Source organism: Teredinibacter haidensis (assembly GCF_014211975.1).
Taxonomy (GTDB): Bacteria; Pseudomonadota; Gammaproteobacteria; order Pseudomonadales; family Cellvibrionaceae; genus Teredinibacter; species Teredinibacter haidensis.
Genome location: NZ_CP060084.1, coordinates 1,718,467 through 1,730,981, shown reverse-complemented (window position 1 = coordinate 1,730,981; position 12,515 = coordinate 1,718,467). Strand labels below are relative to the sequence as shown.

7 protein-coding genes are annotated in these 12,515 nt (G+C 43.7%); 5 read left to right on the top strand and 2 right to left on the bottom strand.

Annotation, left to right across the window (positions count from 1 at the left end):
* The first annotated feature begins 733 nt into the window (after window positions 1–733).
* The 5 genes from H5715_RS06785 to H5715_RS06765 all read left to right on the top strand — a co-directional run bounded on the left by H5715_RS06785 (window position 734) and on the right by H5715_RS06765 (window position 9,742).
* Window positions 734–1,306 (top strand): efflux RND transporter periplasmic adaptor subunit, encoded by a 573-nt coding sequence (locus H5715_RS06785; protein WP_075184618.1) that lies wholly within the window; start codon window positions 734–736, stop codon window positions 1,304–1,306.
* Between the two features lie 34 nt (window positions 1,307–1,340).
* Window positions 1,341–1,964, top strand: coding sequence for an efflux RND transporter periplasmic adaptor subunit (locus H5715_RS06780; RefSeq protein ID WP_083607923.1), 624 nt, complete (start codon window positions 1,341–1,343; stop codon window positions 1,962–1,964).
* 4 nt (window positions 1,965–1,968) lie between these two features.
* Window positions 1,969–5,118, top strand: a complete 3,150-nt coding sequence (locus H5715_RS06775; protein WP_075184620.1) for an efflux RND transporter permease subunit — start codon at window positions 1,969–1,971, stop codon at window positions 5,116–5,118.
* 555 nt (window positions 5,119–5,673) lie between these two features.
* Window positions 5,674–7,434: a glycoside hydrolase family 2 protein gene (locus H5715_RS06770; RefSeq protein ID WP_221892352.1), complete on the top strand. Its 1,761-nt coding sequence runs from the start codon at window positions 5,674–5,676 to the stop codon at window positions 7,432–7,434.
* Between the two features lie 88 nt (window positions 7,435–7,522).
* A complete protein-coding gene (locus H5715_RS06765; protein ID WP_185906609.1) occupies window positions 7,523–9,742 on the top strand; it encodes a glycoside hydrolase family 3 N-terminal domain-containing protein in 2,220 nt (739 codons plus the stop codon).
* A 59-nt stretch (window positions 9,743–9,801) separates the two neighbouring features.
* On the opposite strand, the gene H5715_RS06760 is transcribed toward H5715_RS06765, so the two are convergent.
* Window positions 9,802–10,017, bottom strand: a complete 216-nt coding sequence (locus tag H5715_RS06760) for a hypothetical protein (protein WP_139309721.1) — start codon at window positions 10,015–10,017, stop codon at window positions 9,802–9,804.
* 14 nt (window positions 10,018–10,031) lie between these two features.
* Window positions 10,032–12,350 carry an MORN repeat-containing protein gene (locus H5715_RS06755; RefSeq protein WP_075184623.1) on the bottom strand — a complete coding sequence of 773 codons (2,319 nt, stop codon included), beginning with the start codon at window positions 12,348–12,350 and terminating at the stop codon, window positions 10,032–10,034.
* Window positions 12,351–12,515: the final 165 nt, after the last annotated feature.

Below are 12,515 nucleotides of genomic sequence, written 5' to 3'. Positions count from 1 at the left end.
TTAGTATCTAATCTGACGTTAGGTACTAATAGCGACTAGCGCAGATAAATAAACTTTGGTGGTTAGTCTTGTTTGACATAACAAATAAATATAAGTAAGTCGTTTTATAGAGTATTTATATATAAGGGGAATATTGGGTGAAGGAGGTACATTTTAGTTGAGGGAGACATGTTGCTGGTGGCACGGCTTGTTTAGGTCAAGTTAGACGTTATTTAAATGCTCCTTGCATAACCAGCAGCGACCAATAGGGCTTGCAGGTGTTCTCATAGCCCGGTTTGCGTTGTTTGAATAGAGTTGCCGAAGCTCTTCAATATGGCTTGTAGAATTAAGCCTCAGCGCTATTGCCAAACATTATCTTTACAGGCACAAACGTTACCTGCCGAGCCAATAGTCTTGCATGCATTTTGAGGCTAGTATTTCAGGGGGCTACCTATAAAAAAAGACTTATTTGGCGCTTACTTTGCTACGATCGAGAAATATTAGGACGCTTACAAAATGAAGATAAAATATGTGGAGAACGTTCGATAGAATGATCTTTACCGTCAGTTTTCATTACGTTTTTCTCGACATCATTATTCATTAAATTATGCAGTGTTTAGTGGGTTTGGTAATTACTTCTTTTTGATATTAAAAGACAACTGTGTCTTCACAAATGCCGTTATACACTCGACAGACACAAGACAGAGAGACGGCTATATACCTGATAAGGAAAATTTTTGTAAAGGAAGCTCTAATGAATAAAAAATATTTTCTGCCTCTGACAATTGTGATGGCAGGCCTGCTTGTTATCGTCGCTTTGTTTGCGCTCAAACCAAAGCCAACACCAAAGCCTACGGATGATAAGCCTGTTTATGTAAAAGTCGCGGTGACACCGGTTAAAAAGCAGAGAATGCGGCTTTCTGTAACATCTCAGGGGACTGTCACGCCAATTCGAGAGATCAATCTTATTGCTCAGGTTACCGGCCAAATTGTAAAAGTCGAAGAGGCTTTCGATAATGGCGGTTTTTTCGATGCATCTCAGGTATTAATACATATTGATGACAGTGAATATCAAGCAGCACTTCTTAGCGCGAAAGCGAGGGTGGCGGAGGCCAAGTATCGTTTGGCAGAAGAGCTGGGTCTAAGTCGGCAAGCAAAGCGTGAATGGCGCGATTTGGGTAACTCAAACGCTAACGATTTATTTATGCGCAAGCCACAACTGGCTGCAGCCAGAGCCAACCTCGAATCCGCTGGCGGGGCGCTGGAAGTAGCAAAACTAAACTTGGATCGTACTAAAATTACGGTGCCTTTTAAGGGGGAGGGTTAAAGAGGCTTTTGTCGACTTGGGGCAGTTCGTTTCTATGGGGAGTCCGATTGCAACCGTTTATGATTCTACGGGTGTAGAAATCCGCTTGCCACTCACCGAAAGTCAGGCGGCACTGGTTCACTTGCCCTTTATAAAACCACAAAAACGCGATAGTGGATATACCAATCCGAGCGTTATTGTGCGAGGCAGTGTGGCGGGTGAGCAGCGCGAGTGGAGGGGCTCTTTGGTGAGAACCGATGCCTTCGTGGATTCAAATTCGCGTATGTATTACGCCGTTGTCGAAATAACTAACCCTTTTGATGTTCAAACCACAGGGAGTGATATAAATGTTCCGCTATTGCCTGGTCTATTTGTGGAGGCAGAAATCGAAGGTAAAGAATTGGACGATGTTTTGGCTCTGCCGAGAGGGGCTTTGTTTGAACGGGATAAATTAATTAGCCTGGATAGCGAGAATAAAGTTGCCGTTCAAAATGTCCGAGTACTTCGCCGGTCAGAGAAAACCGTTTGGGTGCAGACCGATTTGGAGGAAGACACTTTAGTCTCCGTGGAAAAACAATCCCTTACTCCTGCGGGCAGTACCGTAGAGCCGCTATTGGAGAATTATGGCGCTGAGCAACCCGTAGCTACCATCACGCCCACAGATAAGAAAAAGGAATAGTGATATGAAAGGGCTTATTCGATGGTTTATTGATAACCCTATCGCTGCAAACCTGCTAATGATCGCTATGTTGATTGGCGGTATTAGTGGTTCAGGTGTAGTTAAAAAAGAAACCTTTCCCGCCTACATCGGTAATCGCATTCAGATATCCATGGTTTACCCTGGTGCCGGGCCTAGTGAGGTGGAGCAGCAAATTGTTGTTCGTATTGAAGAAGCTATTTCCGATTTGCCTGGCATTTTTCAAATAACATCCGATTCGCGAGAGGGTTTTGGCTTTGTTAATGTGGAGGTGACAGAGGATTTTGATGCGCGTGTCTTGTTGGGTGATATTAAAGGCCGGGTGGATGCCATTAATACTTTTCCTTCTTCTGCTGAACGGCCGATTGTCCGGCAGCAGGTCCGGCGGCAATTTTTAATGTGGGCTGCATTATATGGTGATGCGGAATTACGTGAATTAAAAAATATCGCTTATCAGATTCGTGATGAAATGAGTCTTCTCGAAGGTGTTTCAGAAGTGCAGATTACAGGGCTTAAATCGGATGAGGTTAGCATAGAAATCTCTGAAGGTGCTCTTCGTCGTTACAATCTCAGTTTTTCTGAAGTCGCATCGGCTATACGCCAGACCTCTGTTAATGTTCCGGCTGGGACTATCAAAACCAAAGATGGCGATATTCAAATTCAAACCCGTGCCCAGGCGTTTGATTACGATGATTTTGCCAAAATTGTCGTGCGTAGTCATCGTGATGGCAGTCAGCTCCGTCTGGGTGATATAGCTGTAATCAACGATGGATTTTCAGAGCAGAATGTAGATTTCGCCTTGAGCGGCAAGCGAGGTCTAAACCTTGAAATAAAAATGAGTGACGATCCACTATTATTTGAAGGCACAGCCAATGCCCGGACCTATATTGAGGAGTTCAATAAAAGCCTGAAGGAAGGGATAAAGCTGCAAATCAACTTTGAATCGCGTGAAATCTTCGATAGCCGTTTTAACTTGCTTAAAGATAATGCCCTAAGTGGTTTGATTCTGGTTTTTATTATTCTGATGCTATTTTTGAGGCCAATTTTGGCGTTTTGGGTTGTTGCTGGTATCGCGACAACTTTCGCCGGAGCGATCTGGTTACTTCCGTTTTTTGATGTATCCATTAACATGTTGTCGATGTTCGCATTTTTGATGGTACTGGGTATTGTTGTTGATGATGCGATCATTGTGGGAGAAAGTATTTATCGTCATCAGCAACGGGGAGAAAAAGGTAAACTTTCAGCTTACACGGGTACTTTCTCGGTACTGAAACCAGTTTTCCTTGCTGTAGTTAGTACCATTATGTTCTTCCTGCCGATGATTGACGTTCCCTCTGAAGTGTTGATTTATACACGCTCAATTTTCTTTGTGGTGTTTTTATGTCTGGTATTTTCGTTGGTGGAGTCTTTGTTGGTTTTACCTTCGCATTTGTCACATATGGGGCCTGAGAAGCCCAGTAGATTTTATTTTCTCCAAAAAATAGAATCCGTTCGCCACTGGTTCTCCTACAAAATGGAGCGCTTCGCGGAGCAAAAATACCTGCCGGCATTGAGAATGGCCCTCCATCATAAGGCGAGTACCATTCTCGGGTTTTTCTTTGTCTTTGCTATTGCGGTTTCAATTGTGGCTGCGGGATGGATTAATTCCAGTTTCTTTCCCAATGTTCCACGCCCGTTTGTTATCGTGAATGTGGGCTTTGCTGACGGTACTCCATTTTCAAGAACGCAGGAGGCAGCTGAGTATATTCTTGAAAAGGTCTCAGTTGTCGCCAAAGACAAAGAATTGTTGGAACTAAACGGTGGGCAACCATTTATTCGCGAAATTAATAGAAGCTTGAACGGCACATCTCTTACGGTATTTGTTGGTTTGGTCCCCCTGGAAGAGCGTGCCGTAAGCACCGATGAGGTGGCAGAAAAGCTACGCAAGCTGGTTGGCCCAATGCCGGAAGCGCAGAGTTTTTCGTTAAACGCCTCGCTGAGTGGCGATGGGCCCGATATTACACTCAATATGAATATGCTGGAAAACCGACGGGAAGTTCAGCAGGCTGCAGTGAGTGATATAACAGCGGTATTAGCGGCTTATCCCGGTGTTTTTAACGTTCGCAGTAATCTTGATTCCGAGCGTACCGAAGTTGAGATCTCGCTAAAGCCCTACGCAGAAACATTAGGTATTTCTTTGGGGAACGTGGCGGGCCAAGTTCGGCAGGGGTTTTATGGCGATGAAATTCAGCGCATTCCTCGGGCAAAAGAAGATGTACGCGTTATGTTGCGCTATCGGTCTGATGAGAGGCAGACGCTAGACACGTTGGATCATGTTCGTATTCGTACGACTGATGGGCGTGAAATCCCTATTAGTGCAGTGGCGGATGTCAATTTAGTTAGTGGTTCAAGTACCATTAGGCGCGTCGATCGGAGGCGTAATATAGCGATTACTGCCGAGGTGGAAGAAGGGCAGGATGCAAATAGGATAGTAATGGAAATGCTTGAGAGCAATAGCGCGAAATGGAAGCAGAGCTACCTGGGATTCAATTTGTCTACCGATGGAAGCCTGCGTACACGCGCACAATTTGGTGATAATTTCGCTTCGAATTTTCTTAAAATATTTATCGTAGTGTTATCGCTGTTTGCTATTGCTTTTCGCTCTCTATTTCAACCATTCTTGGTTATGCTGGCGGTGCCTTTTGGTTTCGTTGGCGCCGTTATTGGGCATATGCTTTTTGGGGTTGATATCAGTATATTTTCTTTTTTTGGATTTCTCGCCTGCTCCGGTGTTGTCGTGAATGATAACCTTGTACTGTTGGAGCGCATCAATACCCTTAGAGCTAGAGGTGAAACAGCTTTGGATGCTGTACTAAATGCTGGTATTGACCGTTTTCGCCCAATTGTACTTACGTCTTTGACAACGTTTGTCGGTTTGCTGCCGATATTATTCGAGCGTAGTAATCAGGCTCAGTTTTTGATTCCTATGGTGCTTTCGCTTTCCTTCGGAGTGGCATTTTCCTCTGTTATTACACTCTTTTTAGTGCCGGTAAGTTATTTGGGCGGAGATAGGCTAAAGGCGCGGGTTATCGGTTTGTTTCGTAACGAGCCTAGTGTGGCTGACGTTGTTCAGGGTAAGGTAAACAGTCTCGATTAAAGACCGTTTAGGCAGGGTTTCTCTGGCACTGGGATTTACGGTAAGGGCTATTTTTTTCACGGCCCTTTATTCACGCGAAGTCTAATATGGAAAAGTTATCGCAAATTGTATTAGGTAGCGTCTACGAACCGTTGAGCTTACTATCGTCGGAGTGGACTATGGTGGTGCTTGGTGCCATTGGTGCCATTGGTGGTTGAGCTGGGATGGCTAACCCCTCGTTGGTCGATAACTGGTGTGTAAGCGAAGACAGTGCCTAGTAAACAACCCGCGCCATAGGCAGAATGGTAATATTGACGGGGACAACTTTCGCAACACATTGTTAGAGCAAGTGTAAATGTCTATTTTTTTGTTAGCTACCCTCTGTTCACCCGTCACGCATTAAAATAAGCTGTTGTCGGTGAAAACTTACCTTTATTCGTATAAGTCACCCGGCCAGTGCCCCTATAAAAATATTCCAAAAACCTATTCGTAACTTAAATTATGATGAAAAATAAGCGATACCTTCTTTTTGTTGTGTTAACTCTCTTCACTTCTATTGTTTGCGCCGAATCTCTTATGATCAACACTTATAACCGCTCGTCGATCAGTTTGGACGGATCCTGGAACTATATTGTCGACCCATATGAGAATGGATATTTTAATTACCGTTATCAGCCTTTTGACCAAATGGAAGATTCAGGAAAAAACGCCTATTTTTCTAATGCCAAACAGGATGATAAGTCTGAATTGGTTGAATATGATTTCGATAAATCTGACACTTTGATCGTTCCTGGTGATTGGAATTCACAAAAAGAAAAGTTGTTCTATTACGAAGGAACCGTTTGGTATAAAAAATCGTTCGATTTCAAAAAGACGTTATCATCAAACCGAGTTTTTGTTTATTTTGGGGCGGTTAACTATCAGTCGGACGTCTATCTTAATGGTGAAAAGCTGGGGACACATATTGGCGGTTTTACACCCTTTAACTATGAAGTAACCGGCTTGCTAAAAGAAAAAGACAACTTTCTTGTGTTGAAAGTTGATAATACCCGAAAAAAAGATGCTGTTCCTACGCTTAATACGGATTGGTGGAATTATGGAGGTATCACCCGCAGTGTAAAATTAGTTGAAGTGGCCAACTCTTTTATCCAAGATTACATGGTGCAGTTGGCGCCTACTGATAAAAGCCGATTGAAAGGCTTTGTTCGTCTAAACGGAAAAAACATCAAAAATAGAGCCGTTACACTTTCTATTCCAGAAATTGACTTCAAATCGAACCTACGTACGGACGCGAACGGTTACGTTGAACTTGATACAAAAATTGAATCCATTACCTATTGGTCCCCTGAAAACCCCAAACTCTATCGGGTCGTACTTGAGACTAGGCAGGATAAAGTAGTTGACGATATTGGTTTCCGAACACTGCGTACCGATGGGCCAAATATATTGGTCAATGATGAGCCTGTCTTTCTGAAAGGTATTTCAATTCACGAGGAAAACCCACTCAGAGGTGGGCGGGCCCATTCGTTGGCTGATGCGGAACAGCTTCTAAACTGGGCGAAGGAACTGGGCTGTAATTTCGTACGCTTAGCGCATTATCCACACAACGAACATATGCTTCGTTTGGCGGATAAAATGGGCATTCTGGTCTGGGAAGAGAATCCGGTGTACTGGACAATTTCGTGGAATAACGCTGAAACGTATAAAAATGCAGAGAGCCAGTTAAGCAATGTTATTGCGCGCGATAAAAACCGAGCTTCTGTCATTATCTGGTCCATGGCGAATGAAACGCCTAATAGTGAAGCCCGGCTAAAATTTCTAACTAGCCTGGCGGCGACTGCGCGAAGATTAGATCCAACGCGCTTAATTAGTGCTGCACTGGAGCAGCGGGATTACCAGGATAACCCCTTAGTACAAACCATCGACGATCCGTTCGCTGAAATAGTGGATGTTCTGGCGTTTAATGAATATATCGGCTGGTATAACGGCCTTCCCGAAAAACTGGGGCGAGTGGACTGGCATATTACTCAAAATAAGCCCGTTGTCATCTCAGAATTTGGCGCAGGTGCAAAGAAGGGCTATCACGGCGATAAGTTAACGCGATGGTCTGAGGAGTATCAGGAAGATCTATATCAAGAATCACTGAAAATGCTGGAGGAAATTGATCAGCTGCGTGGAATGTCTCCGTGGATATTGGTGGATTTTCGTTCCCCTCGTCGACCACACCCCGTAATTCAGGAAGGCTGGAACCGGAAGGGGTTGCTCTCCGATAAGGGAGAAAAGAAAAAGGCATACTATGTGTTGCAGAAGTACTATAAAAACAAATCGGTTAAATAATTATTGCCAAAAAATTGATACGCGTTGTTTAGGGCTGTTTCCAAATGAAAAAATAAGTTATAAAATTTTTGTTTTAGTTATTGTAACTATGGGGTTTTTACAGAACGTGCAGGCAAAAAGTGATTACCTTGACTCAAACCTAAGCTCAGAAGAGCGGGTTTCTCTTCTTTTAAAAGAAATGAAGCTAGACGAGAAAATAGGGCAAATGTGTCAGTACGTGGGAGAGGCTTCGGAAGGCAGTATCGAAACACAGGATACCAAGTTGGACTACACCCTGGGTCTTGGAGAAAGAGCAGGCCTGATTCGCGATGGAAAAGTGGGTTCTTTTTTAAAGGTGGCCAGCTACCGCGAAGCTAATATTTTGCAGGAGCTTGCTGCCGAATCCCGGCTTAAAATACCTTTGTTAATTGCGACAGATGCTTTGCATGGGCACGGTATGTACAGTGATCCTGCGACACTGTATGCCACCGAGATTGGGCTCGCCTCCAGTTTTGATACCGGTCTAGCGGAAGCTGTGGCTAGGTCTACCGCAATTGAAATGCGAGCGACAGGGTATCATTGGGCTTTTTCTCCGAATATCGAGGTCGTTAGAGATCCTCGGTGGGGTCGTTTTGGTGAAACCTTTGGCGAAGATCCGTATCTGGTAACGCAAATGGGTAATGCGATGGTGCGTGGTTATCAGGGTGAAAATTTTAACGGGCAGGAGAACGTTATTGCTTCAGCCAAACATTTTGTCGGTGGCGGAATTGCCTACAACGGTGTAAATGGTGCCTCTGCCGATATTTCCGAGCGCACGTTGCAGGAGATCTTTTTTCCTCCTTTTCTGGGAGCGATTGAAAGTGGTGTCTATACCATTATGCCTGCCCATAACGATATCAATGGTATTCCCAGTCATGCACACGCGCGTTATCTCACGGATCTGATTCGTAAGCAGTGGGGGTTTAAAGGTTTTTATATCAGTGACTGGAAAGATATTGCTCGTCTGCAGTCCGTTCATAAAGTGGTCGAAACGGAAGAAGCTGCAAGTCAGCTAGCAGTCCTTGCCGGCATGGATATGAATATGCATGGTCCAGGATTTTTCGACCATATAAAAAGTGCTGTTTTGGCGGAAAAAATCCCGCTGCACCGAATAGATGATGCTGTGAGCAAAATACTGTATGCGAAGTTTCAGTTAGGTCTTTTTGAAAATCGATACGTAGATAAAGTACAGCTAGAAAAAACGGTTCTTAGAAAAGAACACCTAGACCTTGCATTGGAATCGGCAAGAAAATCATTGGTATTATTGAAAAATAATAATACCTTCCTGCCCTTGGCAACAAACGTATCTCGGATACTGGTTACCGGGCCCGGGGCAAATAACCAAACGATTTTAGGCGAATGGTCTCGACTGCAGCCGGAAGATAACGTTGTTACTGTTTTGGAAGGTATTGAATCGGTAGCATCGAATAAGACAAAAGTCGATTTTTTACCCATTGACGGTTACGGGGAAATTGATGACTCCATCATAAAGAAGGCCGCTAAAATGGCCGCCAAGTCCGATGTGGCCGTTGTTGTCGTTGGTGAAAATTCCCTGCGATTTGATAAAGATAAAACCAGTGGGGAGAACTTGGATAGACCAAGCCTTGAATTGGTTGGTGATCAATTGGCCTTGCTTAAAATAATTAAGTCCCAGGGTGTGCCATTGGTGGTAGTGCTTATCAACGGAGGCCCGATAGCCTCCGAGTGGTTGGTGGAAAATGCCGACGCTATTATCGAAGCCTGGGAGCCAGGAATGTTTGGTGGTCAAGCTATTGCTGAAGCCATCTTCGGTCTTTATAACCCTGGTGGACGGCTGCCGATTACCGTTCCGCGTTCGGTGGGTCATCTTCAGAGCTATTACAATCACAAACCCTCTGCGTTCCATCGCGGCGGGTTTTACCAGAGTAGTCGTTCACCATTATTTGAGTTTGGTTTTGGTTTGTCTTATACCCAATTTCAATATTCAGACCTCCAGATGCGCAAAACGGTAGACCCTGAAGCCGATATGGAATTGTCTGTAATCTTAAAAAATACAGGTGTGGTTGCTGGCGACGAAGTCGTGCTGGTTTACCTTAATGACAAGGTGAGCAGTGTAACAACGCCTGTTCGAAAGCTGGTGGCTTTTGATCGTGTTCACCTTAAAGCTGGTGAGAAACGTAAAATGAAACTGAATATCAGTAAGGATCATTTCAAATTGTTGGATGTCGATATGAAGATTGTTCTGGAGCCAGGTGAATTTGAGGTGGTAATTGGAGATGATCGCTTAATTGAAACGATCATTGCTCATTAAACGTAGATGTTCGCAGAAATTTTTCGACCATTCTCCTTGCTTTCGTTAGTTTAGGATAATTAGGTAAGGCCGTAGAAAGTATTTTTGATCGCTGGAATCAATAGTGGGTAAGGTGGTGCGAGTGTAAAGACGGTGGCTACGGTCATTGGAGTCTGGGAAATGTATTTGCTTTCGGTGGTATTGTGGTAAAGGGTGCTGGATGCTAAATCCATGTGTTCCGTAAACTGTAAACCTAACTGGATAAGCCAGAGCTGCATCGCGTCGATGCCTAACATGACCTTTGGGCGATCTAATTAACGATGTCCACCGGGACCCCATGTATGGTAACGGTGTTGTCTGCGAGTTTTCCTTCATCGAATAGACATTGCCAGACTCGATTGTCTTGCTTGCTGTAGCACGTGCCCCATCCAGTAGCTTCATAGTTTTCGGTGATTCTGCCAGCAAATACTAAGTTATCATCAATGACAGATCGAATACTGCCTCGATAGGCATCGAAGCTGTATAGCTGTTGTCTATTTTTGTATACGGTGATTTTTCCATGAGAAGAGCCAATCCAATTTGGTCCGTCAAATATTCTTCCGTCTGTGTAGACAAAACGGTGGTCGCCGTGCTCCATTCCCATTAAAAATTGGCCTTCAGAGTAGATGATTTTTTTGCCTTCTGGGTAGATTATTTTACCGAGGCCTGTTACTTGACCTTCTTTAAATTGGCCTATGTATTGATAGCCGTTGCTGGTTTTAAGCTCTCCACGTCCCTCCATGAACCCGTTTACCCAAGCCCCAGACATTGTTGAACTGAAATAAGTGGTGAGTGTACCTTTTCCGTGAGGAAGTTTGTTTTTAGTTTCGCCTACGTAAACGGTGCCATCTTCATAGATAATCTGATCTGGGTTGCTAGAGCTGATTTTAGCAAAAGGGTTGGCTCGGGTTTCATGCGCCTCGATGAAAAATCGTCCGTAGCCTTTGTTAATCCAGTTGCCATTGTGACGTGTTAAGTATTGACGACTAAGAGTAAGAACATTGGGCGAGTCTCCCAGCAACATATTTATTTCAATTTCATTCCATAAACGGTGGTCCATAGTGTCAATCCCGTAAAGGAATTTTGCGTTGGATAACGCCATGGCTGCTTCAGCCAGAAATCTTTCTTGGGTTTCATCTATCCGAGCGGTTGCTGCGCCCAAAACATAATAAGCAAGAGCGTTATTCCCATCGTTTTTTAGGGATTTTCGAGCGAGAGTTCTTAATTTCGCGAAATTCTTTTTGCCGTCTGGGTGCCCAACTTTTAGTTGTCTGATGGTGTTGTCAAGTTGGTTGTGCGCTTGTGATGCAAGTATGTCGGCATTGTCGGGGTTTTTTTCCAATAGGGTACTATATTGTTTCTCGGCTTCATTCGCGGTGAGAGGTGTTAGTAAACGCCTGAACCCCGAAAGTTTTTTCCTGGATTTTTTGTTGAGCTTTTTGAGCTCTTTATCGCTGATAGTTATTGATTTTTGATTCGGTTTTCTCAAATAGCTAATTTCCGAGAGCTTAACTCGAGAGCTGTTTGGGGCGTAAATGTTCGATAAGAGCAGTGCGGAGTCGCGCTCTGTATAAGTGTATGAACTAAAACGAAGAATCGCGGCAATTAACTCTTCGTATATTTGGGCGGGAGATAGCGTTGTTAATGTTGGGTTAATTTTTGGGAAGTTTATTCCAGCTATTTCTGTATTGAATCGAATATATTTTACGTTTTTGGTCACGTAAGAGATGATGGCATTATCCATCTCCTTGTAGCTTGAATTAAAGCTCCGTTTGAACGCTTCGTCAACAGATTTTCCAAGGTTAATATAGTGTAAGTAGGTCGTAAGATTTTCGCTTAGGGTTTGGTCACTTTTTAGGTAGTGGTAGGTGAGCATCGCTCTCGCATAAAACTTGCCCGCAGCTCGCTCATCTTTTCTTTTCTTTTTACCTGACTCATCCCGACGCCAGCCCATCCTAATATTTGTTGTTTTGAAAAGGTCTTCGACATCGACGGATTCAATTCCATTGCCGCTACGCTTTAATATGGAGTACAGCCGGTCGCCAATCACATCCATGTTACCAATGCTTACATATTTGCCATTTTCTTCTTGTCGAAAGGAGGCAAGATATTCGGCAACGCCTTCGTTATACCACATCGGGTAATATGTTGAGTTTTCGAGGCTTCGAGCAGCAAAATGCACGTATTCGTGCATTAAAACCTGGTTTCCCCAGCTCTTATTCTTTGCTGACTTCGAGTAGCCGGAGATATTTGCCACGGCAATATCTCCGTCAATTCCGGTTAGAAATACGCCTGCCCAAAATTCAGGTAGATCCAAGCGTTTGAAGTTTTTACGGGAGGAAATGGCGATAATTTTTAGCGATTTACCGCTGATAAGTTCTTTGCCGAGCGTTTGGGTAATGAAGTAACGAAAGTGTTCGAGATCTTTTACAAGAAGTTTTGCAATTTTTTCGTTTGCATCTGTAATAACAGTGAAATTTTTACTGCGTACTTCGATCCAGTCGTCTTTTATTAATTTTTCGAGTTGAAGTTCTGCCGTACTAAACGCTGATAGCGAGAGTATCATAACTAATGCGATTAGTTGTTTCATGGCCTTCCATCTAGTCGTTATTTTTATTTGAAGATACTAGCGAAACTAAGACCATGAGGCAAGTGCGGTTTTTGTGTTGGGATTGGCCAATCAAGTGAGTGATGATTATAGTGAGGTGTAAATGATCTTTGCGGTAAGCGTGGGCATACCAATAGGCGCAGTCTG